We start from the raw sequence: 26,978 nt of genomic DNA, 5'->3' as shown, positions 1-26,978 counted from the left end.
GGCCGGGGAAGGGCGGCGGGGCCGGGGCGGCCGACCGCTCGTCCAGCATCCGCTCCAGGTCCCTGACCATCACGTTCGCCGCCGCGCGGTCGTCGCGTTGACCGACCAGGTCCAGGAACGTGATCGGGGCGAGCAGGCCGTCGAGCGGGCAGTCCTCGACCCGGATCATGACGAGCTTCCTGGGGTCGTGGCGCAGCGCCGCCTGCCACTCCGACCCGTGCCGCGAGCCCGAGTAGCTGCGGGACAGGACGGCGATGACCACCGAGGCGTTCCGCACGCCCGAGTCCGTGAACTCCGTGAAGTTCGTGCCCGGCATGAAGTCCCAGGCCTGGAGCCGGATGCGGAACCCGGCCTCGGTCAGCGTCCAGCCGATCCAGGTGGCCCAGCGATCGTCAGCGGGGGAGTAGCTGATGTAGAAGTCGACGGCGTCTGCCGTGTCCATGCAGTCACTCCCCGTGGCCCGACCTGAGCACGTCGAGTATCACGGATGCGCTGCCCGCCGAGAAGGCGCAAGGTCGACTCCGGTCCGACGACAGGCGGAGCGGGTCCGGCAGGATACGCAGGTGACGACTGCGCGAAGGGGAGCGGCGCTGCTGCGGCGGCTCCCGGCGTTGGACTGGATCCGGATCGGCCTGCTGGTCGCCGGCCTGCTCGCCGTCTTCACCGGGCTGCTGCCCGCCACCGAGGCGGAGGACAGCCTGCGCCGGATCGCACCGCTGCTGCTGTTCATCGCCGCGGTGATCGTGCTGGCCACCCTCACCAAGAAGGCGCAGGTCTTCGACACGATCGCGACGCGCCTGGCGATCGTCGGCCGGGGGAGCTACGTCGCGCTGTTCCTGCTCTGCGTGGCGTTCGCGTCGGCGACGACGATCTTCCTGAACCTCGACACCACCGCGGTGCTGCTGACGCCGGTGTTCCTCGCACTGGCCCAGCGGGCGGGTATCGCCGCGCTGCCGCTCGCGATGACCACCATCTGGCTGGCCAACACCGCCAGCATCGTGCTGCCGGTCTCGAACCTCACCAACCTGCTGGCCGCGGGCCGGGTGGCACTGACGGCGCCGGAGTTCGCCGCCCGGATGTGGGCCCCGCAGCTCGCCATCCTGGCCGCGACCATGGTCTTCCTGTGGGTCCTCTACTGGCGCCGTGGTCGACGCGGAGCGGACCGGTACGTGCCGGCCCCTCCGGTCCGGCTCGAGGACTCACGGCAGAGGACGTTGTTCCGGGTGGCCGCGGTCTCCTGCCTGCTGTTCATCGGCGCAATCCCGTTCGTCGGCGAGCACATCGGCTACGCCGCGGCGGCCGCGGCTCTCGTGCTGGTGATCGCCTTCGCCGTGCTCGACCGCGGTGCGCTGCGGCTCAGCCTGGTCCCGTGGCGCCTGCTGATCTTCGTGACGGGCCTGTTCCTCGTCGTGCCGACTCTCTCGATCCACGGACTCACCGACGTCATGACCGCGGTGATCGGCACGGACCCGGGAGCGGAGGGTGCGTTCCGGGCCGCGGCCGCCGGTGCCGGGCTGTCGAACCTCGTCAACAACCTGCCGGCGTACGCGGCGGGGGAGACCGCGGTTCCCCCTGGCAACCACGACCAGCTGCTCGCGTTGCTGATCGGCACGAACGCCGGTCCGATCATCACGCCGTGGGCGTCGCTGGCGACCCTGCTGTGCCTGGAGTCCTGCCGCGTCTACGGGCTGCCGATCAGCGTGCGCCGGTTCGCCCTGCACGGTTTCGGGCTGGCGGTCGTCGCCGTCGGCGTCGGTGTGCTCGCGCTGCTGCTCACCGCCTGAACCGACCCTGGCGCGCTCGCGGCAGCTTCGCGCGGCTGATGATGTCGGCGACGTTGTTGTCGGTCATCGAGACCGGGAGGTCGAGCCGCAACAGGCTGAAGAGCGTCCGCACCTCTTCCGGCGTCGGCTCGTCCGACAGGCGATGCTCCTCGATCCGGGAGAGGTTCAACCTGCGGGACTGCTCGAAGCTCATGGTGAGCTCGCGCAGGTAGGCCCGGTAGTGCGACATCCCGCGGTCGAAGAACATCGCGGGCGCGTTGCGGTCCTCCTGGGTCATGAGCGCGAACGTCGGGGAGATGTCCCAGCGGAACGTGGTCATCACCTTCGAGAGCCCGATCTCCGGCTGCAGGAGCACGAAGCGCTGGCGGTACCAGCAGATCGCCAGAACGGTGGCGAAGGCGTTGCGCGAGGTGGTCTCGGGTGCGGGTTCGGGCTGGTCCCGGTCCGGGCCGGTACGCAGCGACGCCCGGTACTCGGCGTAGCGGCGGCACAGCTGTTCGTCGGTCGGGTCGATGATCTCGATCTGCATGCGGACCGGGCGGTTGGCCTCGCGGGCGGCCTCGACACACGCGCGGAGGGTGACGCTGCGCAAGCTGGAGCCGGTACCGCCCTTGAAGATCCACTGGCCCGCGTCGCGGTGGGCTTCGCTGTTCATGCGATCCACCTCGGCCCCGTGCACGAGCCGCACCGCGGCGGACTGGTTGAGGTTGTTGGTGGCGATCTTGCGGTCGCGCAGCAGGGTCGCCGCGAGCAGTGCCAGGGTCAGCAGGATCGCCGCGTTGATCTCCTCGCCGCCGAGGACGTCGAGCACCCCCAGCGCCCCGACGGTGATGGCGATCGTCAGCGCCAGCATCCCGTCGGCGTTGTCCACCAGCCACTGCCCGAACCGGCGCATCCACGCCCTCCCGATGCGGTCGATCCGGATGATCCTTCCGAGGGCGGATCGTACGCAGATCGGGCGATCTCGGTCAGCAGGTTGCGGGGAGGATGTGGCGGTCAGCCGTCCTTGTCGGCCTGCCGCCCGACGACCACCGGGCACGGGGCGTTCCGCATCACGTGGTTCGCCGTGCTCCCCAGCAGCACGTCACGCAGCGCGCTGTGCCCGTGGCGGCCGACCACGACCGCGGCGGCGTCGACCTCACTCGCCAGCTGCACGAGCGTGTCGCCCACGGTCATGACGTCGGCGACGGCCAGCCCTTCGGCCGGCATCCCGAGCGAGGTGGCGATCGCGGCCCCGCGCCGGGCCATCTCGCGGGCGTTGGCGGCCAGCGCCTCGTCCAGCTCCGCGGCCGGCCGCAGGTCGAACTGGGCGGGCGGGAGGTCGAGCGAGGCGCTCGGGATCGAGGCGAAGTCGTAGGCGACACCCGCCTCCCAGACCACCACGACGAGACCGGGCCGCGGGGCGAGCAGCTCCGCGGCCTCCTGCAGGGCACGCAACGCGGCGGGAGAGCCGTCGAAGGCGACCACGACCGGACCGGTAGGCATCGGGTCGGGTTCCCCGTCGCGGCGGGGCGAACCGCCGCGACGCCGACCATGACCCGATCGATGCGCTATCGGAACTCGAGGCCGTCGAACGTACCGGTCGTGCGCCACCGGTCGATGTACCGGAAGAAGGCGCTCGGACCTTGCGGGTAGCCGACATTGAACAGCGCCCGCGGACCGGAGTCCTGGCCCTCGTTGTTGTAGTAGCCCGGCGTGCAGTCCGGCGACCGCCCCATCAGTCCCGGCTCCGTCAGCAGGAGCGCGACCCACGCGTCCTCCGCCTCCTGGCTGACCTCGATCTCGTCGAAGCCGTTGTCCAGGGCGTGCTTGATCGTCATCGCGATCGTCCGGCCCGACTCGGTGAGGTTGTGCGGGATGTTGGAGATCAGGTTCGCGCCCTGGGTCGGCTGGACGACGAATGCGTTCGGGAAGCCGCGCACGTGGATGCCGTGCAGCGTGCGCATGCCATCGGCCCAGTACTCGGACAGCCTGACGCCGTCGCGCCCGGTCAGGTCGTACCCGGCCCGGCGGGTGTACGCGGTGCCCACCTCGAAGCCGGAGGCGTAGATGATGCAGTCGACCGGATACTCGGTGCCGGCGACGACGACCCCGTTCTCGGTGACCCGCTCCACGCCCTTGCCGTCGGTGTCGACCAGGTGCGTGCCGGGCAGGTTGAAGGCCTGCAGGTACTCGTCGTGGAAGCACGGCCGCTTGCACAGCTGGCGGTACCAGGCCTTGAGGTTCTCGGCGGTGGCCCGGTCCGTCACGACCGCGTCGACGCGGGCGCGGATCTCCTCCATCTTCTCGTGGTCGGAGTCCTCGAAGGCGGCCAGCAGCGTCATCGGGGTGCGTTCCGCCTTGGGGATCGTCCTGGCCCTGGCCCGCACGCGCCGGGCGATCTCGGTCCAGCCGTCCATCACCAGGTCCTCGTCGGCCGCGCCGCCGCTCTGGTTGGCCGTGAAGTTCTCCAGCCAGCGCTGCTGCCAGCCCGGGGTGGCGATCCGCTCGAACCACTCGGGGTCGATCGGGTGGTTGCCGCGGGTGTCGACCGACGACGGGGTGCGCTGGAACACGAACAGCTCCCGGCAGGCGCGAGCCAGGTGGGGCACGCACTGGACGGCCGTCGCACCGGTCCCGATGATCGCGACGCGCTTGTCGGCCAGCTCGTCCATCGGCGCACCGGAGGGATCACCTCCGGTGTAGTCGTAGTCCCAGCGGCTGGTGTGGAACGAGTGCCCGGCGAACGAGTCGATGCCGGGGATCCCGGGCAGCTTCGGGACGTGCAGCGGTCCGGTGCCCATCGCGACGAACCGCGCGGTGAAGTGGTCGCCCCGGTCGGTGCGCACGACCCAGCGCGCCCGCTGCCCGTCCCACCGCAGGTCGGTGACCTCGGTGTGGAACAGCGCGTCCTCGTACAGCCCGAACTGCTTACCGATGCGCCGGCAGTGCTCGAGGATCTCCGGCCCGTGCGCGTACTTCTCGGTCGGCATGTGGCCGGTCTCTTCGAGCAGCGGCATGTACACCATCGACGCCGTGTCGCACTGCGCTCCGGGGTACCGGTTCCAGTACCAGGTGCCGCCGAAGTCGCCGCCCTTCTCGATGATCCGGACGTCCTCGACGCCGGCTTCCTTCAGCCGGGCCCCGGTGACAAGGCCGGCGAAGCCGCCGCCGATGAACACGACCGTGCAGTCGTCGGTCCTCGGCTCACGTTCGGTCCTCGGGGTGTGGGGATCCGCGAGGTAGTGGGCGAACCGCCCGGTGAGGCGCTGGTACTGGTCGTTGCCGTCGGGCCGCAGCCGCTTGTCGCGTTCCTCGAGGTACTTCCGGCGCAGCGCCGCCTTGTCGATGACGGTGCCGTCCGGCCGCATCGGCGGATCGGTGACGCTCACGCACGCTCCGGGGTACGTCAGGGAGGGCCCTGGTGTCCCTCGCTCGTGCCAGCTTGGCACTCCTGGCGGGCATGATCACCCCGACCGGTCGGCGTCACACGAGGGCGTTGCCGTAGCCCTCCATCGCCAGGTAGGGATTGAGCAGCGGGTGGCGACCGGCCACCGACACGTCGCGCCAGAAGCGCTGCAACGAGGAGGACGTCCGGAAGCCGGTCGCGCCGTGCAGGTCGAGCATCTGGTCGAGCGCCGCGCGGCAGTCGCCCGCCGCCTCGGTCAGGTTCAGGTGCAGCCTGCTGCCGTCCCGCGCGGTCAGGTCGGTGCCGGCGTCGACCTCCGCGGCGACGGCCAGCATCGTGCGCTCGGCCCGCTGCGCCAGCGTGGTCGCCGCCGCCAGTCACTGGCGTGCACCCGGTGACTCGCCCATGCGCGAGTACGACGTCATGTACGGCTTGCGGTCCGAGGCGAACATCGCGGTGACGACGTCCAGCGCCCCGAACGTCGCGCCCACCACCGGGGCCAGCGCGCAGATCCCGAAGAGCTGGGCGGCGCCGAGATCGGGCGGCAGCCGCAGGGCGCCCACGCGTTCCGCGGGGACCAGCACGCCGTCGGCCACCACCGTGTGGCTGCCGGTGCCGCGCATGCCGGCCATGTCCCAGGTGCGCTCGACGGTCAGGTCGGCCATCGGGATCTGCACGAAGGAGAACGTCCCGTCGACCATCGCTCCCAGGCCCGCCCACACATCGCGGCCTGCAGACTCTCCGCGGTGGGCCGTTCCTGATGTTCGGTCTTGTCGGCGTTCGCAGCCAGCACGTCGATCACGGTTCGACCCAAGCATCGGGGCACCGGGGGCCGCCATGCTCGTGCGGCCCGGCCGCATACGTGTCCGGATACCATGATTCGGGTGGACATGATCACCGCGGCGATCAGCAGCGTCCGGGTCGGGCGGGCCAACGGGCGCCGGATCGCCGAGGGGTCCGCACACGGGGTCCGCTTCCCGCGGACTCCCGTGCTGGGCTTCCACGTCATGCTGGCGGGCGAGGGCTGGCTCGTCACGGAGGAGGCGGAGCCGGTCGCCGTGCGGCCGGGCGATGTCGTCTTCACCGCCGCAGGCGCAGCGCACGGGATCTCGCGCACCCCGTGCGCGCTCGCCGAGCTGCCCGAGGTCGTGATGGCGGACGTGCCGCCCCCGCCCGTACCGGTCGACTTCGAGTTCCTCTGCGGCACCTATCCGCTCGAGCACGGAAAGGTGCCGGGCTTTCTCCGGCACCTGCCGAGCGTCCTCGCGTTCACGCCGGACTACGAACGCCATCCGGAGCTGCGCGTGGTGGTGGAGATGCTGCGTGCCGACTACACCACGCCGGGCCCGGGCACCGACGCCAGCCGGGCCGCCCTGATCGACCTGATGATCGTGCACATCCTGCGCCACCTCCAGGAGCAGACCAGCCCGTCCGACTGGCCGCTGACCACCGAGCCGGGCATCGCCGATGCGCTGCGCGAGATCCACGGGCGCCCGGAGCGGCAGTGGAGCGTGCAACAGCTCAGCGACGTCGCCGGGATGTCGCGCACGGCGTTCACCCGGCGTTTCACCGCCGCGGTCGGCACTCCGCCGATGACCTACCTGATCGGCTGGCGGCTCAGCTCGGCCGCCCGGCTGCTGCGGCAGTCCGACGCGCCGCTCGCCGCGATCGCGAGGAAGGTCGGCTACTCGACGGAGTTCGCGTTCGCGGCCGCGTTCCGCCGCAGGTACAGCGTCGCGCCGGGCCGGTACCGCGCGGCGGACACCGCACCCGCCCATCGCTGACGGCCGCCTCGCCCGTCAGCGCAGCTGCGGGAGCAGCGCGGCGGTCTCGGCCAGGTCGGCGGCCTCGAACGGGGGAACCGGGCCGTCGGGGTCGACCCGGGGGCCCGGGCGGCGCAACCTGATCGTGCTGATGCCCGCGTCGAGGGCGCCGCGGACGTCGCGGGCCGAGGTCGCGACGTGCACATATCCGCGGCCGGCCCGCCGGGCCGCCTCGTGGTAGAGGGCGGGCGAGGGCTTGTAGCTGCGCAGCCTCTCCGAGGTGAGTACGTCGCCGTCGGCCACGAGGGGAGCCACCCGGGTGCGGGCGAAGATGTCGTCGTCGACGTTGGACAGCACGCCGACCCGGGAGCCGCTCGCCAGTACGGGCAGTCCCGCCGCGACGTCGGGCCACAGTGGCCAGTCGGCGACCGAGGCCAGCAGCCGCTCGGTATCCTCCGCGGGATCACCCGGGAGGCCGAGGTCGCGGTAGGTGGCGGCGAGGGCCTGCTCGGACAGCTCCCGGAACGGGACCCACGTCCGGCACTGCCGCTGCAGCTCCTTGTTGGTGGAGTCCCACGCGGAGTAGACGGCCTCCCCCGTGACGCTCCAGCTCCGCTCGCGTGCCAGCCGGGACAAGGCGGTGCCGCCCCCGGTCCGGGAGTCGATCAGAGCGCTGAAGAGATCGAGCGTCACCAGCGGACGCACCACGCGGTCCGCGTCCTGTCGTCGGTGCTCATCGGCCTGTCCCACGTCTCCGACACGGTAGCCGTCACCCACCGCCGGCCGGGGGTGTGCTCGGCCACCCGGAGGCTGACCGTAGGGTGCGCGGCATGGTCCAGGAGGACGGGCAGCCCCCTTCTGAGGGGTGCCGGGAGCAGCCGGAGCTGCCGCACCGGCACCAGGCGCAGCAGGCCCCGCCGCGAGAGCAGCTGATGGCTGTCGCTGTGCGGGATCGGCCTGATGCGGTCATCCTGGCCGTGCGGGGCGATGTCGACGGCCTGACAGCGCCGCGTCTGCACGATGCGATCTCGGATGCGTTCGAGCGGCTGGACGGGCGGGTGCTTGTGGTGGACCTCAGCGAGGTCGGGTTCCTCGGGTCACCGGGGCTGCACACCCTGACCACGAGTGCCCGGGAGGCTGTCGAGCAGCGTGGCTACAAGCCGCTGCGGATCGTGGTCGACTCGAGCCGGCCCGTGGTCCGCCCGATCGAGCGCAGCGGGCTGGACGGGTTCCTGGAGCTCTACCACGACGTCGCCGACGCCCTGCGCGACCGCTGACGGGGCGTCGTGGGCAGCCTCACGCGTCACCCAGGTCGGCGCCGTCACCCAGGTCAGCGCCCATGATGGTGCCTCCGTGCGACCGCGACGAGTGGGCCCCACGCCCCCATGCGTTCCGCCGTGCCGCTGTCGACGCGGTGCTCCGGGTGCGCCTCGGCGCGGAGTGGGTGGCGCCGTCGCTGGCGCGCGACCGCCTCACCACGTGGCTGACCGAGCACCGGTGGCCCAGCGACCAGCTCGACGACGTGGTGTTCGCCGTCAGCGAGGCGGTGAGCAACAGCGTCGAGCACGGTTACGGCATCGAGGCGCGCAGCACCGCGCGTCCCGACCACGCCCCCGTCGAGATCGACGCCGAGGTCGTCCCGGCCCCTGACGGCGGACGGCAGATCGTGCTGGCCGTCCGCGACCGCGGCACCTGGCGGCCACCGGTGCCGGGACCGTCCGACCGCGGCCGGGGGCTGCCGCTGATCCGGTCGTGCATGGCCGAGGTGGTCCTCCGGCCGACCGCCGCAGGCACCACACTCGTGATCCGCACGCCGTCGGTACCGCAGGCCGCACCCCGGAGCTGAGCCCGCCCGGCCGCTGTTGATCTCCGCCGGACCGGCCACCGGTTCTGTCGGACCCCCGGTGCACAATGCAGCCCACTCGAGGCAAGGGGGAGCTACTCACGATGGCCGCACCGAAATCGCTTTCGGAGCAGGACCTGGCGGCCGCGCGCACGGAGCTGTCGGGCGGCAAACCGTTCACGGTGTGGTTCACCTCGGCCGCGGTCGGCGTCCCCGCCGGTGGCTCGGCGAAGGTGATCTCGATCGACGACATGGCCGAGGGCGACTTCATCCAGGTCCGCCCGGCAGGCAAGCGCGACACGATGTTCTGCTCGCCGAGCGAGCTCACGCGCATCCGGCCGGCCCGAAAGCCGGCCCCGCAGCCCGCGGCGCGGGCTCCGGAACGAACCGCACCGGAGAGCGAGCCGCCCTCCCCGCCGAGCAGGCCGCAGCAGCAGTCCGAGCCGGAGAGCACCCCGGCCGTGGCACAGCGGCAGAGCCCACCGGCGGTGCCCGATCGGCAGAGCACGCCCGCGCCCGCCGCGGAGAGGACCCCGGATCGTCCCCGTCCCGCGGGGGGCCGGACCGCCGCCCGCCCGGTCGAGGTCACCGTCACCCTGAGCGCCACCGCCGAGGGGGAGTGGACCGTCGAGGTCATGGTCGGCAAGAAGCGCACCGTGCGGCCCACCTCGGTGCAGCCTGCCGACGTCGCCAGGGCGGCCCGGTCGCTGCCGCCGGTGGTGGCCGAGGCGATCGAGGCGTCACTCGAGGCGGCCCGGCAGCGCCAGCTCGACCGGGTGGAGCGGCTGCGCGCCGAGCTCGAGGCCGCCCAGCGGGCGTTGCAGGAGCTCAGCAGCTGATCGTCGGCAGTCGCGTCGCGCGGACGGCACCGCACCCGTCCGCGCGGCCCGGCGACCGGCGCATCCGCTCTCCGCTTTCTTCCGCTTTCTTCCTTCCCTGTCACAGAAACGGTGCCTGCCCGGTCCTACTGCGCAGGGTCCGATTCACGCTGCCCACCAGGCGAGTGATCGGAACTGCCCGGAAGGTCGACACGACACCAGGGGAAGGAAACCCACCGGATATGAGCATGCCCATTCTCGAGCCTGCGGCTCAGGAGATCGCCGACGCGACGTCCGAGCCGCCGTTCCTGTACGAGCTCGGCGCGGACGGCGCCCGGAAGGTTCTCGACGACATCCAGGCGGCGCCGGTCGACAAGCTCGACGTCGACGACACATGGATCACGGTGCCGGCCGAGGTCGGCGACGTGCGGGTCCGCATCGTCAAGCCGGTCGGCGCGCCGGACGACCTGCCGACTGTCCTGTACGTCCACGGCGGCGGGTGGATCCTCGGCAATGCCGACACCCACGACCGGCTCGTCCGCGAGCTCGCCGTCGGTGCGGACGCCGCGGTCGTGTTCGTGGAGTACGACCGGTCCCCGGAGGCTCAGTACCCGGTGGCGATCGAGCAGGCCTATGCCACCGCCCGGTGGATCACCGAGCACGGCCGGACCGAGGGGCTCGACGCGTCCCGGCTCGTCGTCGCGGGTGACTCGGTCGGGGGCAACATGACCGCGGTCCTCGCGATCCTCGCCAAGCAGCGCGGCGACGTGACCTTCCGGCACCAGTCGCTGTACTACCCGGTGACCGACGCCGCCCAGGACACCGGGAGCTACCGGCAGTTCGCCGACGGGCCGTACCTCACCGCGAAGGCAATGGCCTGGTTCTGGGACGCCTACCTGCCCGACCACGGCAGGCGCGGTGAGATCACCGCGTCACCACTGCGGGCGGACCTGGACGAGCTCGCCGGGTTGCCGCCCGCGTTCGTGATCGTCGACGAGAACGACGTGCTGCGTGACGAGGGGGAGGCCTACGCGCGCCGCCTGACGCAAGCGGGTGTGCCGACCACGAGCGTGCGCTACAACGCGATCATCCACGACTTCATGCTGCTCAACCCCGTCCGTGGGACCCACGCGGCCACCGCCGCCGTCGAGCAGGCGACAGCCGTCCTGCGGAAGGCTCTCGCCACTGGGTGATCGTCGTGCGCCCGCTGGGCGGTGCCGCCGCACGGCGGCACCGTCCGCGCGTTGCTACCGCGAGAAATGGTGATCACCCGGAATCTGCCCGGGCGTGGTCAACCGTTTCGAGTTGATTTCCGGGGCTCCGCCGAATGGTGGCCCGGGCCGGGCTGTACGGCCCAATTACCGGCAATTCGAGCAGTATGCGCATCTAGTATCGAAGACGGCAGGAACGGGAGGCTGCGGAGGGCGAATCGCGATCATGAATTCGGGTTCTCGCGAGACGCCGTCGACACTCGACCAGGCCGCCTCCGTCTTCGTCGGGCTGCGCCCCCGGCTCTTCGGCGTCGCCTACCGCATGCTCGGCTGTTCGCTGGAAGCCGAGGACATCGTGCAGGAGGTCTGGTTGCGGTGGCAGACCACCGATCGCACGGCCGTGATGGATCCGCCGGGGTTCCTCATCACCGCGACCACCCGGATGGCGATCAACGTCCTCCGATCCGCGCGGCGCCGACGGGAGACCTACCTCGGCCCCGGGGTTCCCGAGCCGGTGGACACCGGCGCGGATCCTCAGATCGGCGCCGAACGGGGCGAGGCGCTGGAGCTGGGGGTCCTGTTGCTGCTGGCGAAGCTCTCACCCACGGAACGGGCGGCCTACGTTCTCCGGGAAGCCTTCGACTACGGGTACCCGGGGATCGCGACCATCCTGGAGCTCAGCGAGGTCAACGCCCGCCAGCTCGTCAGCCGCGCCCGCAGACACCTCGCCTTCGGGCGGTGTGACCCCGTGGGCCGCAGCGAGCACCGGCATCTCCTGGAGGCGTTCCTCACCGCCGCGCAGACGGGCAACCTCCCCGTCCTCGAAGAGCTGCTCGCCTCCGGTGCCCGGAGCTGCCCGGTCGGCGGGGGAGCTGTTCGTACCGCGCGCAACCCCCTGGCCGGCCGCACCCGTGCCGCGACGTTCCCCATGGCCCTCGCGCGGAGGTGCCGGCCGGGTGCGGTGCTCGTCTCACACGGTGCCACCAGGGTCGCGCTGCTGAGCATCACCCCCTCGGCGCGGGGGATCGACGAGCTCCTGTGGGTGCTGAACCCGGCCGAGCCCGCCGGGATCCCCGTCGCCCCGTGAGCCGGCGGGCGCCCCGAGCGCGGGGCGCCCGCCGCCGGACATGCCGGTGCCGGCGCGCCGGCCTACCGGTCGAGGAACTCCTGCAGCACGCCCAGCACATCCGCGTGCCGCGTCACCGCCATGTGCGTGCAGTCCGGCAGCACCACCAGGCGGGCGTCCGGCAGCAGGGCCTGGATGGCGTCGGCGTGTTCTCGGCGAACGAAGTCGGTGTCACCGATGACGAGCAGGGTGGGCGCGGTGATCGCCCGTAGCTGCTCGTCCGACCAGCCCCGGAAGTCGCTGACCAGCGGTTGGGCCTTCTCCAGGAAGGCCTCGAAGTGGCCCGGGTCGGGCGCGACGGCGGCGTACGCCTGCTGCATCTCGGCGAAGTCGGCCGCGGTGGGCAGGCGTGGGGAGTCCTGTCGCGGGTCGAGGATCTCCGGGTGGTAGCCGTCGGGGCGGAAGTGGGTGGCCGCCAGCACCAGCCGGTCGACCCGCTCCGGATGCCGCACCACCAGCTCGGTGGCGACCAGGCCGCCGAGGCTGAAGCCGCAGAGGTCGGCCCGTTCGAGGCCGAGGTGGTCCATCAGCGCAACCACGTCGTCGGCCAGGAGGTCCAGCTGCAGCGGCCGGTCGATGTCCCCGGTGTGCCCGTGCCCCTGCAGCTCGACGGCGATGGCCTGGTGCTGCTCGGCCAGAGCGGGCAACACCCGCCCGAACGAGAGGTCGATGGTGAGCATCCCGCCGTGCAGCAGGATCAGTGGCCGCCCGCTGCCGTGGATCTCGTAGTACATCCGCAGGCCGTTGACGGTGACGTAGGCACCTTCGGTGCCGGTCGTGGTGGCCATGGTCCGCCTTTCGCTGTGGTCGTGTGGGTGCGAAGGGCAGACCAGCTGACGCCCGGGAACTGATCGGTCGCGCTGGGTCGATCCGGAGCCGGCCGCCTGCCGGCGGCTCTCCGGGCCTCGGAAAATGACGATGTCGTGACGGCGACTGCTGGATCAGTTCTGGAAACTGGACAGTACGTATCCTGGATTCAGAGAACACGCTCCGCACCGGACCGTGTGTGTAAGCAATCTGAAAGCAGCGAGAAGAGAGTCCGTGGACGACGAAATCAACCCCATACCGCCACCTGGTGACCAATCGGACGCTGGATCGCCCGCCGGTCGGATGCCGCTGAACCGGCGCACCGTTCTGCTCGGCCTGGCCGCCGTCGGCGGAGTCAGCGCGGTGAACGTCGGCGCCTTCCTCGGAGCCGGTGGCTGGTTCACGCCCGACACCCTGACGACGTCCCGGTTCGTGGATCGTTTCGAGCAGGTGTTCGGCAAGCACGACGGGTTCCGCCGCAACCACGCCAAGGGGGTGAGCGCCGCCGGGGTCTTCACCAGCAACGGCGCGGGCACCGCACTGTCCCGGGCGGCCCTCTTCCAGCGCGGTACGACACCGGTCACCGCACGGTTCTCCATCTCCGGCGGGATGCCGACCGTCGCCGACGCCAACTCCACCGTCCGCGGTCTCGCCGTGCTGTTCCACCTGCCGGACGGCGCGCAGTGGCGCACCGCGATGGTGAACGTGCCGGTGTTCACCGACCGGGTGCCGCAGGGCTTCTACGAACGGCTGCTGGCCACCCAGCCGGTGCCGGGCACGGGCAAGCCCGACCCGGCGAAGGTCGCGGCGTTCCTGGCGAAGTACCCCGAGACCGCCCGCGCCATGGCGGTGATCAGCAAGAGCCCGCCGTCGAGCGGGCTGTACAACAGCCCGTTCCACGGGCTGAACGCCTTCCGCTTCACCAACTCGGCAGGCGACACCGTGCCCGTGCGCTGGACGATGATGCCCGAAGAACCGTCCCAGCCGATGGGCGCGGGCGCGGCGCCGGGCAAGGACTACCTCTTCGACGCGCTCGTCGCCAAGGTGATGCAGGGCCCCGTGCACTGGCGGTTCCTGATCACGGTCGGAGAGCCGGGCGACCCGACGAACGACGCCACGACGGCCTGGCCCGCCAACCGGCGCCAGGTCGAGGTGGGCACGCTCACCATCGACTCACTGCAGACCGAGGCCCCCGGCAACGCGCGGGACGTCAACTTCGACCCGACCGTGCTGCCCGATGGCATCGCCCTGTCGGACGACCCGCTGCTCGCCGCGCGGTCCGCCGTGTACGCGCAGTCCTACCAGCGCAGGACGCGCGAGCCCCATCGGCCCAGCGAGGTCCAGGTCGGACAGCAGCCGAGCGGGCCCCGGATCACCAAGGTGGATCATGAGCAGTGAACCGACGCCGACCACGACCCCGTCGGCGACGCCCGCTCCGGTCCGGTTCACCCGGGTCGCGCGGTTGTTGCACTGGACGATGGCGGTCATGGTGGTCGCGATCCTGTTCATCGGCGCGTTCATGGTGACCTCGGTCGGCGACTTCCGTTTCCTCGTCACCGTTCACGAGCCGCTGGGCATCGCGATCCTCCTCTTCGTGCTGGTACGGATCGGCTGGCGGCTGACCCACACCCCGCCACCCCTCCCACCGGGGATGGTGCGGCTGGACCGGCTCGCCGCGAAGTACTCGGAACGGCTGCTCTACGCGCTCCTGCTCGTCCAGCCGCTCATCGGCTGGGCCATGGTGTCCGCGTCCGGCGAGCCGATCGTCCTCTTCGGGTCGCTGTACCTGCCGCACATCGCGCCGCAGAACATCACCCTGTTCGCCGACCTCCTGCGCGCCCACATCGCCGCGGCCTACCTGCTCTACCTGACGTTCGCGGCGCACCTGGCCGGCGTGCTGGTGCACACCATCGTGATCAGGGACCGGGTGCTGGACAGGATGGCGTTCTGGCGCGCCCCGGGATACGGCAGCGAGGCACCACCGCGCTAGGCCGGCCTGGTCCTACGTCGGGATCGACCAGGTCAGGACGGTGCCGGTGGGCTTGCGGGGGCCGGCGTCGAAGGTGCCGCCGTGTCGTTGGGCGCGGCGGTGGAGGTTGGCCAGCCCGCTGGGGTGGGTGGTGGGTGTGATGCCGATGCCGTCGTCGCGGATGGTGAGGACGAGCCGGTCGGGCCGCGTGGTGAGGTCGACGTCGGCGGCGTGGGCGTGGGCGTGGCGTGCGATGTTGGAGAGTGCTTCGCGCAGGACGGCGATGACGTCCTCGGCGATGTCGGTGGGGAGGGTGTCCACCGCGCCGGTGAACCGGACGGCCGGTTCGAATCCCAGGGCTTTGGCGGCGTCGGTGGCGACGTGGAGCAGACGGGCGCGCAGGCCGGCGGGGTCGGCTCGGGGCAGGTCGTGGAGTTGGAAGATGGTGGTGCGGATCTGGGTGATGGTGGCGTCGAGGTCGGCCACGGTGGTGAGCACGCGGTCGGTGGTGGGGCCCGGTCCGAGGGACATGGCGACGCTCTGCAGGGACAGCCCGGCGGCGAAGAGTCGCTGGATGACGTGGTCGTGCAGGTCGGCGGCGATGCGGTCGCGCTCGTCGAGCATGGCGGCGCGTTGTTGTTCGGCGCGGGCCTGGGCGAGTTCGATGGCGATGGCGCCGTGGTTGGCGAAGCTGCCGGCCATGTCGAGGTCGGGGGCGCTGAAGGCGGTGCGTCCGCGCAGGCGTGCGGCGCTGAGGACGCCCTGGACCCGGCGGGACCCGACGAGGGGCAGGACCAGGACGGGGCCGACGTCCAGATCCTCCGGTGCCACCGATCCCAGTCGTGTCTCGTTGTCGGGGTGGGCCAGGCGCAGCGGTCGTCCGGTGCGCAGCACGGTGCCTTCCAGGGAACCTGACAGCGGTACGCGTCTGCCGATCAGGCGCTCCGCCCCGGTGCCGACGGCGACCTCGACGCACAGCTCGTCCCCGGTGTCGCCGGTGGGCAGGGCGACGGTGACGAGGTCGGCGCCGGCGATCTCGCGGCTGTGCTCGGCGATCAGCTGCAGCGGGTGGGTGGCCCGCTCGGTGGTGGGTGAGGCCAGCAGTTCACTGGTGATCGCGGCCGAGGCCTGGAGCCATTCACCGTGGGTGCGGGCGGACTCGTAGAGGCGTGCGTTGTCGATGGCCACCGCGGCGGTGGCGGCGATGGCGCTGGTGAGCTCTTCGTCCTCGGCGCTGAAGGTGCCCTTGGTGCTTTCGGCGAGGTAGAGGTTGCCGAAGATCTCGTCGCGGATCCGGATGGGGACACCGAGGAAGCTGTTCATCGGTGGGTGGCCCGGGGGGAAGCCGGAGGAGCGGAGGTCGTCGGCGATGCGCCGCAGCCGGATGGGGTGGGGGTCCTCGATGAGCGCGCCGAGCAGTCCCTTGCCCTCGGGGAGATGCCCGATCTGTTCCACGGCGTCGGGGGGCATTCCGGTGTGGACGAACTCGGAGAGCCCGCCGTCGGGGGAGATGACCCCGAGCGCGGCGTAGCGGGCGCCGACGAGGTCGCGGGCGGCGTCGACGATTCGTCGGAGGACGACGGGGAGTGTGAGGTCGGTGATGATCAGCTGGTTGGCGGTGAGCAGCCCGCGGAGACGGCCCTGGGTGGCCATGACCTCCTGGGCGCGGTCGACCAGCTGGCCCAGTAGCTGGTCGAGCTCCAGGCGGGGCAGGTCGGGGAAGGTCAGATGGCTCCGACCGAGATCGGCACCGCCCGCACCCTGCCCGGAGCCCTCGGAGGCGTCGTCGGGTGCGGTGTGGTCAGCAGACACGAGTTCTCCCAGCTCGAACGCGCCCTTCGTACCATCGGCCGCCAGAGCGGGCAATGCAGCCGGCGGGCGGCGAGACTCGCATCACCCGGGTCGCAGGTCCCGTTGACCAGGGCCGTCGGCCGGTGCCGGGCTCTCCGGGCTCGGGACACACTCGAGACCAGGGACCGAGGAGGAACACCATGGACGCTCAGTACTCCGGCCGGACGGTGGTCGTCGGGATCGACGGCTCGGACAGCGCGCTCGATGCGGTGCCCTGGGCGGCGGCCGAGGCCGTGCGTCGTGGTGTGCCGTTGCGGGTGGTGACGGCTTTCGACTGGAACCAGGAGCATCCCCTCGGGCAGGTCGGGCTCGGCTCGGACTATCGGGAGATCATGCTGAAGGCGGCGCGGCGCCAGCTGGCGGAAGCGGTCGCCGTGGCCGGGGAGACGGCGGGGGTCGAGGCGAAGCAGCAGCTCGTCGTCGGGTTCCCGATCCCGGTGCTGGAGGCGGAGTCCCGGCGGGCGCAGCTGGTCGTCCTCGGTGACCGGGGGTACGGGGGAGTGAGCGGCCTGCTGGTGGGCTCGGTCTCCGTGGCGATGGTCTCGCGGGCGGAGTGCCCGGTGGTACTGGTGCGCCGCGAGGAGGACGACTCCGTCGAGGACCGTGAGCGTCCGGTGGTGGCGGGTGTCGACGGCTCGGAGCTCAGCGAGGCTGCGGTGGCCTTCGCGTTCGACGCGGCGAGCCGCCGCGGCGTGCCGCTGGTGGCCGTGCATGCCTGGTGGGACCAGGTCCTGGACCGGGTCGTGCCGCTTCTCGACTGGGACGTGATCGAGGCCGAGGAGCGGGAGGTGCTGGCCGAGCGGCTGGCCGGCTGGGGTGCGAAGTATCCCGACGTCGCGGTGGAGCGGCTGGTCACGCCCGACCGTCCGGCGCGCGCTCTGGTGGAGGAGTCCCGCCGGGCGCAGCTGGTGGTGGTGGGGTCCCGCGGCCGGGGCGCGGCGGCTGGGCTGTTGCTCGGCTCGGTCAGCCACGCGGTGCTGCACCGGGCGCACTGCTCGGTCGCGGTCGTCCGCCCTCCCGCTGAGAAGAAGGCGTGACCCCGGATCAGGCGGCGCGGGATGCGCACCCGCCGGGCGAGGACCCCGGCGATCAGGAACGCGGCGAACGACGTGCATCGTGATGACAGTGTCACGTGGGGAAGCCGGACCGACCCGCTGCCTCCACCCGGTACCGCCCGGGTGTGGTGCCGAACTCCCTCTCGAAGGCGTGCGAGAGCGCGTACGGACTGCCGTAGCCGACCCGATCAGCGATGCTGGCCAGGGTGTTCGGGGTGTCCCGGAGGAGGCCGGCGGCGAGGATCAGGCGCCACCACGTCAGATAGGCCATCGGCGGACGGCCGACCAACGCGGTGAACCGGCGCGACAGCGTGGCGCGCGAGGCGCCCGCGGCAGCAGCCAGGCGATCGATCGTCCACGGGGCCGCCGGGTCCGAGTGGACGGCCCGCAGCGCGGCGGCCGTGACCGGGTCAGCCAGTGCGCCGGGCCAGGATCCACTGGTGGCCTCGGCCATCCAGGAACGGATCATGTAGACGAGCAGGAGGTCGAGCAGGTTCGGGAGCGCGACGCACGAGCCGGGACGCACCTGGTCCAGCTCGCCGGACAGCAGGTCGATCGCCGCGCGGAGTTCGAGGTGACCGCCCACCCGGTTGGGCAGGTGGAGGACCTCGGGCAGCTCCGCCATGAGCGGGTGCAGGCGGCTGCAGTCGAGCCGGTACTTGCCGCAGAGCAGCTCCGTCTCGTCGCGCGGCCCGGTCTCCGCGAACCACCGCTCGAACGGCACGGCCTTCTCCGCCGCCACCGACGCGTCGATCGGGGAGTCGGCAATCACATGGCCGGTGCCGTGCGGGAGCAGCAGCGCGTCACCGACCCCGAGGGGCACCAGGGTGCCGCCGTCGGTCCGCAGCCAGCAGCTGCCCTTCAGGACGACGTAGAAGCCCGCGCCGGCGTACGGGTCCAGCCGCGCACACCAGCTCCCGCCCGTGCGCACGCGCTGGGACGACGGGTGCCCGAGGTGCACGGCCGAGATTGCGTCGCTGACCACATCCACGCGGTCACGATATCCGTGTGGATGGGCCGTGAGCGGAGCACGTATCTTCCTGAGCAGATCACGCATCGAGATGCTCGCTCGAGGAACCTAGCGTCGAACGCATGCAGAGTGATCCCGAAATCCTGGTGCTGGGTGACGTCGAGGTCATCCGGATCGTCGAGTGGCACCAGCCGTTCCTGCCGGCATCCGACATGTTCCCGGGAGCACCTGCCCGGACGTGGGAGAAGAACGTGGGCCGGCTGGCACCGGACCACTGGGATCCCGACACCGGCCGGACGGTCATCGCGTTGCAGTCCTGGGTGCTGCGCAGCACCGGGCGAACCGTCCTGGTCGATACCGGGGCGGGCGACGGGCGCGAGCGGCCGGGCATGGCGCCGTACTTCCACCACCGCCAGGACGATCTCCTCGGTCGGCTGAGGGGTTCCGGTGTCCGCCCGGAGGACATCGACGTCGTCGTCAACACCCATCTCCACGTCGACCACGTCGGATGGAACACCTTCGGCGCCGACGGCACCTGGGCACCGACGTTCCCGAACGCCCAGTACCTCATCCCGGCAGCAGACGACTTCCACTTCGGCCCGCAGAACTCGTACGGAGGGGGCACGCAGGAGGTCGAGCGCCTGATCTACGAGGACAGTGTCGCGCCGGTCCACCAGGCCGGGCTGGTCGAGCTGTGGGACGGCGAGCACCGCATCGACGAGAACCTGACTCTGGAGTCGGCGCCGGGCCACACCCCCGGTTCCTCCGTCCTGCGGCTGGCGTCCGGCAGCGACCGGGCGGTCTTCGTCGGCGACCTGCTGCACAGCCCCCTGCAGATCCTCGACCCCTGCTGCAACAGCAACGCCTGCCTGGCACCGGAGCAGGCGGTGGCGAGCCGCCGCCGGGTCCTGCAGCGGGCGGTCGACGAACGGGAGCTGGTGGTCCCCGCGCACTTCGGTGGGGCCGGCGCCCTGGAGATCCGGCAGGAGAACGGCCGGTTCGTGCTCGGGCCGTGGGCTGCGTTCAGCCCCGTCCGTCCGTGAGTGACGCGCTGGTTCACAGCCGCGCGTCCGACCGGCACTCGGCCGGAGCACCACGGGCCCTCGGCCCGGCACTCGCCTTCGTGGGCGTCGTCGTCGCCGTGATGCAGACCCTGCCTGTCCCGGTGATCAAGGAGCTGCCGCAGCTGCTGGACACCGAGGCGAGCAACGCGACGTGGGTCGTCACCGCGACCCTGCTCTCCGGCGCCGTCGCCACACCGATCCTCGGTCGCCTCGGCGACCTCTACGGCAAGCGCTGCATGCTGGTCCTCGGCCTCGCGGTGATGGTCGTCGGCGCGCTGGTCAGCGCCCTCACCAGCGACCTGCCCACGATGGTCGCCGGCCGGGCCCTCCAGGGCGTCGCGATGGGCGCGGTGCCTCTCGGCATCGGCCTGATCCGGGACACACTGCCCCGTGAGCAGGCCGGCTCGGCGATGGCGCTGGTGAGCTCCTCGATGGGAATCGGCGGCAGCCTCGGTCTGCCCGCCGCCGCCCTGGTCGCCCAGCACGCCGACTGGCACGTCCTGTTCTACGGCTCCGCAGGCCTCGGCGTCCTCTGCATCGCCCTCATTGTCCTCGTCGTCCCCGAGTCGCCGGCCCGCGCGCAGGGCAGCTTCGACATGCTCGGCGCGATCGGGCTGTCCACCGGTCTCGTCCTCGTCCTGCTGCCGATCGCCAAGGGCGGCGACTGGGGTTGGACCTCCGGTCCCGTCCTCGGGACGTTCGCCGCGGGGGCGGTCGTGTTGGTCCTGTGGGGCGTGCTGGAGTTGCGCCTGGGCGCACCGCTGGTGGACCTGCGCACCTCGGCCCGCCCCGCGGTGCTCCTCACCAACCTCGCCTCGATCATGGTCGGCGCGTCGTTCCTGGTCGTCACGCTGGTCCTTCCCCAGCTGCTCCAGCTGCCGGAGGCCACGGGCCACGGACTCGGCCGGTCGATGGTGGTCGCGGGCCTGCTCGTGGCACCGCTCGGCGTGACGATGCTGCTCACGACCCCCGTCCACGCCCGGCTGTCCGCGGCGTACGGATCCAAGGTCACCTTGATCCTCGGCATGGCGATCATCGCGATCGGCTACGTCGCCGGCCTCGGCCTGATGAGCGCGCCGTGGCAGAGCCTGGTCATCGTGCTGATCCTGGGCCCTGGCATCGGCCTCGCCTACTCCTCGCCGCCTGCCCTGATCGTCGGTGCGGTCCCGGCATCGGAGACGGGCGCGGCCAACGGCCTCAACGCCCTGATGCGTTCGGTCGGCGCCACGATCGCCAGCGCCGCCGTCGGCACGGTCCTCGCCGGCACTGCGAACGACGTGAACGGGGCCGCGGTCCCGAGCATCGACGGCTTCCGCCTGTCGTTCCTGATCGCGGCCGGGGCGATGGTGGTCGGGCTGTTCATCGCGTTCTTCCTGCCCACAGCCCGGCCGGGTCGGCAGTGAGCCCCGGTCGCGGCTTCGTGGCTTCGACCTGGTCGTCCCCGCCGGGCACCGCCACCGGCGAGCGGTGGACGCCGAACCTCAGGTCCGTAGGGCGCGCAGGATCCGGGCGAGCGATGCCTGGTCGGCGTCGTCGAGCTTGGCGAAGAACTCCTCGGCCTCGGCGTCCCGCGCGGCGCGGATCCCGGCGGCCACCTCGGCGCCGCTCGCGGTCACGGCGACGAGGGTGGCGCGCCGGTCGCAACACCACCAACGGCCCTGCCGTGTCCCTCCGTGCCGGGGCACGGTGGGGCCATGCGCGCATGGGTCGTGGAGACTCCCGGGCCGGTCGAGAGCGGCCCGCTGCGGTCGGTGGAGCTGCCGGTGCCGGAGCCCGGTCCGGGGGAGGTCCGGGTCCGGGTGCTGGCGTGCGGGGTGTGTCGAACGGACCTGCATCTGGCCGAGGGAGACCTGCTCCCGCGCCGGCGGCGCACAGTGCCCGGCCACGAGGTGGTCGGTCTCGTCGAGGCGCGTGGCGCGGGAGCCGGCCGCTTCGCTGTGGGTGAGCGGATCGGGATCGCCTGGCTGCGCGGCACCTGCGGGCGTTGCCGGTGGTGTCGCACCGGGCGGGAGAACCTGTGCCTCGCGGCGCGGTTCACCGGCTGGGACGCCGACGGCGGTTACGCCGAGCACGCCGTGGTGCCCGAGGCGTTCGCCTACCGGCTGCCCGCGGCGCTGGGCGACGCGCAGGCGGCTCCACTGCTGTGCGCGGGGATCGTCGGCTACCGGGCTCTGCGACGGGCGGAGCTGCCGCCGGGAGGCCGGCTCGGGATCTACGGCTTCGGGGCGTCTGCGCACGTCGTCGCCCAGGTCGCGATCGCGCAGGGCGCCACGGTCCACGTGCTGACCCGCTCGGCGCAGGCGCGCGAGCTCGCCATCGAGCTCGGGGCCGCCTCGGCCGGGCCCGCGGAGGCGGAGCCGCCCGAGGCCCTGGACTCCGCTGTGCTCTTCGCCCCGGCCGGTGATCTCGTCCCGGTGGCGATGCGGGCCCTGGACCAGGGCGGCACCCTCGCGGTGGCGGGCATCCATCTCACCGACGTGCCGCGGATGGTCTACGCCGACGAGCTGTTCCGGGAGAAGCAGCTGCGCAGCGTCACGGCCAACACCCGGGCCGACGGCGAGGAGTTCATCCGGCTCGCGGCCACGTTGCGGGTGCGGCCCACTGTCACACCGCACCCACTCGCCGAGGCCGACCGGGTGCTCGCCGACCTCGCCGCGGACCGCGTCACCGGCGCGGCCGTCCTCGTCCCGTGACCCCGGATCAGGCGGAGCGGGTGCGCACCCGCCGGGCGAGGACCGCGGCACCGGCGGCGAGCAGCAGCATCACGGCGCCGAACCAGACCATGGAGGTCCGGGCGTCCACGAACCTGCTGGCGATGCCCAGCGCGAGCGTCGGCAGGATCAGCCCGACGTAGGAGACGAAGAACAGCGTGGCCAGCGCTTCTCCACGGACCGCCGGGGCGGCCATCGCGGCGACGGTGCCGACCGCGGACTTGAACAGGACGCCTGCGCCGGCACCGGCGACGGCACTGCCGATCAGGAACGCGGCGAACGAGGTGATCTCCATGCCCGTCACCAGCGCGATCACGCCGATCGCCACGCCGGCCAGACCCAGGGCGTTGCGTGTGCCGAGCGGCATCGACGTGGTGGTCGACTGGGCCAGCGCGGCTGCGCCGAAGACGACGAACGCCACCGCGCCCGCGAGCAGGCGCCCCGGCTGGTGCAGCGTGCCCGCGACGAAGCCGGGATCCAGCGAGGTGGCGAGTCCGAAGATCGTGAAGGAGAGGAAGGCGCCGGCGGCGGCCGCGACGAAACCGGCGCGGTCGCCGTGGTCGGCGGTGACCCGCTGCGGGTGGTAGCGGGGCCGCTCAGCCGGGCGCTGCACCGTCTCCGGGCTGAGCGAGACCGCCACGATGCTCAGCAGGAGCAGCACGGTGAAGACCGCGAACGGGGTGCGCAGCGGCGCGGCGACGAACTGTGCGAGGTAGCCGGAGACGAGAGGGCCGACGCCGAGGCCGCCGATGTTGGCCGCAGTAGACACCAGCTCGAATCGCCCCTGACCGCTGTCAGGACGCCCGGCCGTATGAAGTTCGTTGAGGAACGCGGTGGCGGTGGCGGTGACCATGCCGACGCCGAGCCCGCACAGCAGCCGTGCCACCAGCAGGGCGGGGAGCGCGTGCCAGATCAGGAAGATCAGCGCCGACACCGTCAGCACGGCCAGCGCCGCGATCAGGACACGCTTGCGGCCGAGCCAGTCGGAGACGTGGCCGGCCAGCAGCAGGCTGGTCACCACACCGACGGCGTATGCGCCGAACACGATGGTGACCGTGAGCGTCGAGAAGCCGTCCTGCTGCTGGTAGATCGCGTACAGCGGGGTCGGAACGGTGGAGAACGCCATGGCGGTCAGGAAGCTGAACGCGACGAGCCAGAAGCCGACATCGTGCCGTCGGGACGCGGGCGCGGCTGTCCGCGCCTGCTGGGGGATGGAGACCGACATCGTTCCTTCTTCGGATCATCGTGACGGCGGGTGGAACGACTCCAGGTTCCGTTCCGAGACCGATCGTGTCCAATGAATCGTGGTGCTCGTAACCATCAGAAACTACGATCGTTGCCCGTGGAGCTGCGCCACCTGCAGTACTTCGTGACCGTGGCCGAGGAGCGGAACTTCACCCGGGCCGCGGCCAGGCTGCACGTCGTCCAGTCCGGGGTGTCGGCGGCGATCAAGGCTCTGGAACGTGAGCTCGGCGCCGAGCTGCTGCACCGCACCTCCAAGCGGGTCGCGCTGACCGACGCCGGGGCTGCACTGCTGCCGGGTGCCCGGGCGACCCTGGACGCGGCCCGCGACGCTCGTGACGCCCTCGACCAGGTCCGCGGGGGACTGCGCGGCACCCTGCGGGTCGGCACCATGTCCTCGCTCGGCACGCTGGACCTGCCGGGGTTGCTCGGCCGCTACCACCGCCGCCACCCCGAGGTCGTCCTGCAGATCTCGGTAGCTCCGTCCGGTTCGCAAGGGTTGGTCGAGGCGCTGGCTGACGGACGCCTCGACCTGGCGTTCGTCTCCATGTCGGGCCGCGCGCCGGGCGGAGTCGACTGGTGTGAGCTCGCCTCGACGCCCCTCGACCTCGTCGTCCCGGCCGGCCATCGGCTCGCCGAGGAGGACGAGGTGCGCATCGAGATGTTCGCCGACGAGCCGTTCGTCGACTTCCCGATCGGCTACGGCAACCGCAGCGTCACCGACCGCGCCTTCGCGGCCGCGGGTCTGCATCGCCACGTCGCCATCGAGATCACCGACATCGTCGCCGCCGCCGACTTCGTCAGGGAGTGCATCGGCGTCGCCCTGCTGCCCGGAGTGGCGGTGCGGCCCGGCGACGACCTGCGGCAGGTCAGGATCGTCGGTGCCGACCTGGACTGGCCGCTCTCGGTGGCGGCACCGACGGCGCGCGCGACCGGCGCAGCCGCGCGGGCCCTGCTCTCACTTCTGTCGGAGCAGTTCTCCGGCCGCATCCCCGTCGGATGGCCGCACGTGCCGCCGTCGAGTGGTGGACGCCGAACCTCAGGTCCGTAGGGCGCGCAGGATCCGGGCGAGGGACGCCCGGTCGGCGTCGTCGAGCTTGGCGAAGAACTCCTCGGCCTCGGCGGCCCGTGCGGCGCGGATGCCGGCGGCCACCTCGGCGCCGCGCGCGCTCACGGCGACGAGGGTGGCGCGGCGGTCACAGGGGTCGGGATGCCGCTCGACCAGCCCGTCCTCCGCCAGCGCGTCCACCACCTCGGTGGCGGAGCGCGCGGCGATGCGCAGGTGTTCGGAGAGGGCGCCGAGCCGCATCGACCCGTGCCGGGTGAGGACGCCCAGCGCGCGGGCCTGGGACGGTGTGACGTTCCAGGGGGCCAGCGTCCGCTGGGTCTGGTGGCGTAGTTGGCGCGCGACCCCGCGGAACGTCTCGGCGATCGTCTCCTCGGTCTCCTCGGGCGCCTCGCTCACCGGAATACCGTAGCAAGCGGTACTGTTGTTCCCTCATGTTGAGGTAACCTCAGCAAGTTCCAGCAGAGGGAGTACCGAACTTGGCGTCCGAAGTCTCGACCAACAAACTCCTACGATCAGGCCGCCGCACCGTCAGCAGTGCGGAGAAGGCGCAGGCGAAGGAGGTGTCCCTGCGCCGGATCGCGGGGCTGTTCATCCCGCACCGCTGGTCCATCGCCACGGTCACCGTCACCATCGTCGTGTCGTCCGTCGTCGCGTTGGCCTCGCCGTTCCTGCTGCGCGCCGTCATCGACGACGCCCTGCCGCACCAGAACGTGACCCTCCTGGTCTGGCTGGTCCTCGGCATGGTCGCCGTCGCCGCCGTGACCGCCGCGCTGGGCGTCGTGCAGACCTGGATCTCCACCAGCGTCGGCCAGAAGGTCATGCACGGGCTGCGCACCGACGTCTTCAGCCACCTGCAACGCCAGTCGATCGCCTTCTTCACCCGCACCCGCACGGGTGAGGTGCAGTCGCGGATCACCAACGACATCGGCGGCATGCAGAGCGTCGTCACCTCGACGGCCACCTCGCTCGCCTCGAACCTCACCACCGTCATCGGGACCCTGGTCGCCATGCTCGCCCTGAGCTGGCAGCTGACGCTGGTCTCGCTGGTGGTGCTGCCGCCGTCGATCTGGCTGACCCGGCGCGTGGCCCGGCTGCGGCGCGCCATCACCGCTGCCCAGCAGCGCGAGCTCGCCGACCTGAACGTCATCATCGACGAGGGACTGTCGATCAGCGCGGTGCAGCTCACGAAGACGATGGGCACCGGACCCGCGCTGGTGGAGCGGTTCACCAGCTCGTCGGAGCGGCTGGTCGACCTCGAACTGCGCTCCCAGCTCGCCGGACGCTGGCGGATGGCCGCCACCACCGTCGTCTTCGCCGCGATCCCCGCCGTCATCTACCTCAGCGCAGGCCTGCCCTTCACCGCCGGGGCGATGACGATCGGCACGCTGGTCGCCTTCACCACGCTCCAGGCCGGGCTCTTCCGGCCGATCCTCGGCCTGCTGAACGTCGGCGTGTCGCTGGTCAGCTCGCTGGCGCTGTTCGCCCGGATCTTCGAGTACCTCGACCTCCTGGTGGAGGTCGACGACCCGGTCTCGCCCGTGGACATCGACGCCGCCCGCGTCGAGGGGCACGTCCGCGCCGAGGACGTCACCTTCACCTATCCCGGCAGCGACGTCGCCGCCGTCGCCGGGGTCTCGCTGGACGTCCCCGCCGGCTCCACGCTCGCACTGGTGGGGGAGACCGGGTCGGGCAAGAGCACGCTGGCCTCCCTGGTCGCGCGCCTGCACGACCCCGACGCCGGCCGCATCACCATCGACGGCGTCGACCTGCGCGACATGCGTCTGGCCGACCTCGCGCGGATCGTCGGCGTGGTCAGCCAGGAGACCTACCTGCTGCACACCACCGTCCGGGAGAACCTGCGCTACGCCCGGCCCGACGCCACGGACGCCGAGATCGAGGCGGCGGCGCGGGCCGCGCAGATCCACGACCTGATCGCCGGCCTGCCCGAGGGCTACGACACCGTGGTCGGCTCCCGCGGCCACCGGTTCTCCGGCGGGGAGAAGCAGCGCATCGCCATCGCGCGCACCGTGCTGCGCAACCCGCGGGTGCTGGTGCTCGACGAGGCGACCAGCGCGCTCGACACCGAGACCGAGCGGGCCGTGCAGCGCGCCCTCGACGAGCTCAGCCGCGGCCGGACGACGATCACCATCGCCCACCGGCTCTCCACGGTGCGCGACGCCGACCAGATCGTCGTGATCGACCACGGCCGCATCGTGGAGTCGGGCACCCACGACAGCCTGGTCGCCCGCCACGGCCGCTACGCCAGCCTGGCCGCCTGAGCCGACCACATCACTTCCGCGTGACCCT

Annotated in this window: 28 protein-coding genes; 15 read left to right on the top strand and 13 right to left on the bottom strand. The window is 71.8% G+C overall.

Annotated features, from left to right (window positions below):
* The coding region (locus HF577_RS10945) for a toll/interleukin-1 receptor domain-containing protein (protein WP_169395668.1) at positions 1-442 on the bottom strand (442 nt) is incomplete at its 3' end.
* Positions 443-563: 121 nt separating this feature from the next.
* Here HF577_RS10945 and HF577_RS10940 point away from each other — a divergent pair.
* A complete protein-coding gene (locus tag HF577_RS10940) occupies positions 564-1,784 on the top strand; it encodes an ArsB/NhaD family transporter (protein WP_312859068.1) in 1,221 nt (406 codons plus the stop codon).
* Here HF577_RS10940 and HF577_RS10935 read toward each other — a convergent pair.
* The 5 genes from HF577_RS10935 to HF577_RS38160 form a co-directional block, all read right to left on the bottom strand.
* A complete protein-coding gene (locus HF577_RS10935) occupies positions 1,774-2,679 on the bottom strand; it encodes a hypothetical protein (RefSeq protein ID WP_169395667.1) in 906 nt (301 codons plus the stop codon). The genes HF577_RS10940 and HF577_RS10935 overlap by 11 nt on opposite strands.
* A 101-nt stretch (positions 2,680-2,780) precedes the next feature.
* Positions 2,781-3,269: a universal stress protein gene (locus HF577_RS10930; RefSeq protein ID WP_169395666.1), complete on the bottom strand. Its 489-nt coding sequence runs from the start codon at positions 3,267-3,269 to the stop codon at positions 2,781-2,783.
* Positions 3,270-3,334: 65 nt separating this feature from the next.
* The gene (locus HF577_RS10925) at positions 3,335-5,155 is read right to left on the bottom strand and encodes a flavin-containing monooxygenase (RefSeq protein ID WP_312859067.1); all 1,821 of its coding nucleotides are present in this window, start codon (positions 5,153-5,155) and stop codon (positions 3,335-3,337) included.
* A 94-nt stretch (positions 5,156-5,249) separates the two neighbouring features.
* Complete coding sequence (locus HF577_RS38165) at positions 5,250-5,549, bottom strand: acyl-CoA dehydrogenase family protein (protein ID WP_312859069.1); 300 nt, start codon at positions 5,547-5,549, stop codon at positions 5,250-5,252.
* A complete protein-coding gene (locus tag HF577_RS38160) occupies positions 5,550-5,873 on the bottom strand; it encodes an acyl-CoA dehydrogenase family protein (protein WP_246266207.1) in 324 nt (107 codons plus the stop codon).
* A 189-nt stretch (positions 5,874-6,062) separates the two neighbouring features.
* Between HF577_RS38160 and HF577_RS10915 the strand changes: the two genes are divergently transcribed.
* A complete protein-coding gene (locus HF577_RS10915) occupies positions 6,063-6,956 on the top strand; it encodes an AraC family transcriptional regulator (protein WP_246266220.1) in 894 nt (297 codons plus the stop codon).
* A gap of 15 nt (positions 6,957-6,971) precedes the next feature.
* On the opposite strand, the gene HF577_RS10910 is transcribed toward HF577_RS10915, so the two are convergent.
* Entirely contained in the window at positions 6,972-7,685 is a 714-nt protein-coding gene (locus tag HF577_RS10910) for an HAD family hydrolase (RefSeq protein ID WP_312859066.1), read from the bottom strand.
* Positions 7,686-7,765: 80 nt separating this feature from the next.
* On the opposite strand from HF577_RS10910, the gene HF577_RS10905 reads away from it, so the two are divergent.
* From HF577_RS10905 to HF577_RS10885, 5 genes are all read left to right on the top strand, one after another.
* Positions 7,766-8,212, top strand: a complete 447-nt coding sequence (locus HF577_RS10905) for an STAS domain-containing protein (RefSeq protein ID WP_169395664.1) — start codon at positions 7,766-7,768, stop codon at positions 8,210-8,212.
* A gap of 62 nt (positions 8,213-8,274) precedes the next feature.
* Entirely contained in the window at positions 8,275-8,781 is a 507-nt protein-coding gene (locus HF577_RS10900) for an ATP-binding protein (RefSeq protein WP_169395663.1), read from the top strand.
* A 101-nt stretch (positions 8,782-8,882) separates the two neighbouring features.
* Positions 8,883-9,617, top strand: coding sequence for a DUF6319 family protein (locus HF577_RS10895; protein ID WP_169395662.1), 735 nt, complete (start codon positions 8,883-8,885; stop codon positions 9,615-9,617).
* A gap of 227 nt (positions 9,618-9,844) precedes the next feature.
* Positions 9,845-10,789: an alpha/beta hydrolase gene (locus tag HF577_RS10890; RefSeq protein ID WP_407692199.1), complete on the top strand. Its 945-nt coding sequence runs from the start codon at positions 9,845-9,847 to the stop codon at positions 10,787-10,789.
* Positions 10,790-11,033: 244 nt separating this feature from the next.
* A complete protein-coding gene (locus tag HF577_RS10885) occupies positions 11,034-11,894 on the top strand; it encodes a sigma-70 family RNA polymerase sigma factor (protein WP_169395660.1) in 861 nt (286 codons plus the stop codon).
* Between the two features lie 62 nt (positions 11,895-11,956).
* On the opposite strand, the gene HF577_RS10880 is transcribed toward HF577_RS10885, so the two are convergent.
* Positions 11,957-12,721 carry an alpha/beta fold hydrolase gene (locus HF577_RS10880; protein WP_169395659.1) on the bottom strand — a complete coding sequence of 255 codons (765 nt, stop codon included), beginning with the start codon at positions 12,719-12,721 and terminating at the stop codon, positions 11,957-11,959.
* A 322-nt stretch (positions 12,722-13,043) separates the two neighbouring features.
* Here HF577_RS10880 and HF577_RS10875 point away from each other — a divergent pair, with 322 nt between their 5' ends.
* The gene (locus HF577_RS10875) at positions 13,044-14,138 is read left to right on the top strand and encodes a catalase family peroxidase (RefSeq protein ID WP_211174082.1); all 1,095 of its coding nucleotides are present in this window, start codon (positions 13,044-13,046) and stop codon (positions 14,136-14,138) included.
* Positions 14,128-14,730: a cytochrome b gene (locus tag HF577_RS10870; RefSeq protein WP_169395658.1), complete on the top strand. Its 603-nt coding sequence runs from the start codon at positions 14,128-14,130 to the stop codon at positions 14,728-14,730. The genes HF577_RS10875 and HF577_RS10870 overlap by 11 nt, the downstream gene beginning before the upstream one ends.
* 12 nt (positions 14,731-14,742) lie before the next feature.
* On the opposite strand, the gene HF577_RS10865 is transcribed toward HF577_RS10870, so the two are convergent.
* On the bottom strand, positions 14,743-16,521 hold the full coding sequence (locus HF577_RS10865) for a GAF domain-containing sensor histidine kinase (RefSeq protein WP_169395657.1): 1,779 nt from the start codon (positions 16,519-16,521) through the stop codon (positions 14,743-14,745).
* A 179-nt stretch (positions 16,522-16,700) separates the two neighbouring features.
* Between HF577_RS10865 and HF577_RS10860 the strand changes: the two genes are divergently transcribed.
* Positions 16,701-17,597 (top strand): universal stress protein, encoded by an 897-nt coding sequence (locus HF577_RS10860; protein ID WP_169395656.1) that lies wholly within the window; start codon positions 16,701-16,703, stop codon positions 17,595-17,597.
* Between the two features lie 91 nt (positions 17,598-17,688).
* On the opposite strand, the gene HF577_RS10855 is transcribed toward HF577_RS10860, so the two are convergent.
* The gene (locus tag HF577_RS10855; protein WP_169395655.1) at positions 17,689-18,606 is read right to left on the bottom strand and encodes an AraC family transcriptional regulator; all 918 of its coding nucleotides are present in this window, start codon (positions 18,604-18,606) and stop codon (positions 17,689-17,691) included.
* Positions 18,607-18,707: 101 nt separating this feature from the next.
* Here HF577_RS10855 and HF577_RS10850 point away from each other — a divergent pair, with 101 nt between their 5' ends.
* Complete coding sequence (locus tag HF577_RS10850; protein WP_169395654.1) at positions 18,708-19,628, top strand: MBL fold metallo-hydrolase; 921 nt, start codon at positions 18,708-18,710, stop codon at positions 19,626-19,628.
* Positions 19,625-21,052 carry an MFS transporter gene (locus HF577_RS10845; RefSeq protein ID WP_312859065.1) on the top strand — a complete coding sequence of 476 codons (1,428 nt, stop codon included), beginning with the start codon at positions 19,625-19,627 and terminating at the stop codon, positions 21,050-21,052. Before HF577_RS10850 ends, HF577_RS10845 begins: the two co-directional genes overlap by 4 nt.
* A 78-nt stretch (positions 21,053-21,130) precedes the next feature.
* On the opposite strand, the gene HF577_RS39200 is transcribed toward HF577_RS10845, so the two are convergent.
* Entirely contained in the window at positions 21,131-21,265 is a 135-nt protein-coding gene (locus HF577_RS39200; RefSeq protein WP_281359727.1) for a hypothetical protein, read from the bottom strand.
* Between the two features lie 78 nt (positions 21,266-21,343).
* On the opposite strand from HF577_RS39200, the gene HF577_RS10835 reads away from it, so the two are divergent.
* Positions 21,344-22,342 carry a zinc-dependent alcohol dehydrogenase family protein gene (locus HF577_RS10835; protein ID WP_169395653.1) on the top strand — a complete coding sequence of 333 codons (999 nt, stop codon included), beginning with the start codon at positions 21,344-21,346 and terminating at the stop codon, positions 22,340-22,342.
* 7 nt (positions 22,343-22,349) lie between these two features.
* Here HF577_RS10835 and HF577_RS10830 read toward each other — a convergent pair whose 3' ends face one another.
* The gene (locus HF577_RS10830) at positions 22,350-23,585 is read right to left on the bottom strand and encodes an MFS transporter (protein ID WP_169395652.1); all 1,236 of its coding nucleotides are present in this window, start codon (positions 23,583-23,585) and stop codon (positions 22,350-22,352) included.
* Between the two features lie 117 nt (positions 23,586-23,702).
* Between HF577_RS10830 and HF577_RS10825 the strand changes: the two genes are divergently transcribed.
* Positions 23,703-24,653, top strand: a complete 951-nt coding sequence (locus HF577_RS10825; RefSeq protein ID WP_169395651.1) for a LysR family transcriptional regulator — start codon at positions 23,703-23,705, stop codon at positions 24,651-24,653.
* On the opposite strand, the gene HF577_RS10820 is transcribed toward HF577_RS10825, so the two are convergent.
* Positions 24,642-25,067, bottom strand: coding sequence for a MarR family winged helix-turn-helix transcriptional regulator (locus tag HF577_RS10820; RefSeq protein WP_169395650.1), 426 nt, complete (start codon positions 25,065-25,067; stop codon positions 24,642-24,644). The two genes, HF577_RS10825 and HF577_RS10820, sit on opposite strands and share 12 nt — an antisense overlap.
* 80 nt (positions 25,068-25,147) lie before the next feature.
* Here HF577_RS10820 and HF577_RS10815 point away from each other — a divergent pair, with 80 nt between their 5' ends.
* On the top strand, positions 25,148-26,950 hold the full coding sequence (locus tag HF577_RS10815; protein WP_169395649.1) for an ABC transporter ATP-binding protein: 1,803 nt from the start codon (positions 25,148-25,150) through the stop codon (positions 26,948-26,950).
* Positions 26,951-26,978: the final 28 nt, after the last annotated feature.

The sequence above is a fragment of the Pseudonocardia xinjiangensis genome, assembly GCF_012911925.1.
Taxonomy (GTDB): Bacteria; Actinomycetota; Actinomycetes; order Mycobacteriales; family Pseudonocardiaceae; genus Pseudonocardia; species Pseudonocardia xinjiangensis.
The sequence above is the reverse complement of the archived record's forward strand: the minus strand, read 5'-3'. Positions and strand labels throughout refer to the sequence as shown.

Excerpts from the sequence above, each read along its gene's own strand:
- HF577_RS10935 (WP_169395667.1), bottom strand. The coding sequence starts at position 2,679 with ATGCGCCGGTTCGGGCAGTGGCTGGTGGACAACGCCGACGGGATGCTG.
- HF577_RS10930 (WP_169395666.1), bottom strand. The coding sequence starts at position 3,269 with ATGCCTACCGGTCCGGTCGTGGTCGCCTTCGACGGCTCTCCCGCCGCG.
- HF577_RS38160 (WP_246266207.1), bottom strand. The coding sequence starts at position 5,873 with ATGGTCGACGGGACGTTCTCCTTCGTGCAGATCCCGATGGCCGACCTG.
- HF577_RS10915 (WP_246266220.1), top strand. The coding sequence starts at position 6,063 with ATGATCACCGCGGCGATCAGCAGCGTCCGGGTCGGGCGGGCCAACGGG.
- HF577_RS10905 (WP_169395664.1), top strand. The coding sequence starts at position 7,766 with ATGGTCCAGGAGGACGGGCAGCCCCCTTCTGAGGGGTGCCGGGAGCAG.
- HF577_RS10900 (WP_169395663.1), top strand. The coding sequence starts at position 8,275 with ATGATGGTGCCTCCGTGCGACCGCGACGAGTGGGCCCCACGCCCCCAT.
- HF577_RS10895 (WP_169395662.1), top strand. The coding sequence starts at position 8,883 with ATGGCCGCACCGAAATCGCTTTCGGAGCAGGACCTGGCGGCCGCGCGC.
- HF577_RS10890 (WP_407692199.1), top strand. The coding sequence starts at position 9,845 with ATGCCCATTCTCGAGCCTGCGGCTCAGGAGATCGCCGACGCGACGTCC.
- HF577_RS10885 (WP_169395660.1), top strand. The coding sequence starts at position 11,034 with ATGAATTCGGGTTCTCGCGAGACGCCGTCGACACTCGACCAGGCCGCC.
- HF577_RS10880 (WP_169395659.1), bottom strand. The coding sequence starts at position 12,721 with ATGGCCACCACGACCGGCACCGAAGGTGCCTACGTCACCGTCAACGGC.
- HF577_RS10875 (WP_211174082.1), top strand. The coding sequence starts at position 13,044 with ATGCCGCTGAACCGGCGCACCGTTCTGCTCGGCCTGGCCGCCGTCGGC.
- HF577_RS10870 (WP_169395658.1), top strand. The coding sequence starts at position 14,128 with ATGAGCAGTGAACCGACGCCGACCACGACCCCGTCGGCGACGCCCGCT.
- HF577_RS10860 (WP_169395656.1), top strand. The coding sequence starts at position 16,701 with ATGGACGCTCAGTACTCCGGCCGGACGGTGGTCGTCGGGATCGACGGC.
- HF577_RS10850 (WP_169395654.1), top strand. The coding sequence starts at position 18,708 with ATGCAGAGTGATCCCGAAATCCTGGTGCTGGGTGACGTCGAGGTCATC.
- HF577_RS10835 (WP_169395653.1), top strand. The coding sequence starts at position 21,344 with ATGCGCGCATGGGTCGTGGAGACTCCCGGGCCGGTCGAGAGCGGCCCG.
- HF577_RS10830 (WP_169395652.1), bottom strand. The coding sequence starts at position 23,585 with ATGTCGGTCTCCATCCCCCAGCAGGCGCGGACAGCCGCGCCCGCGTCC.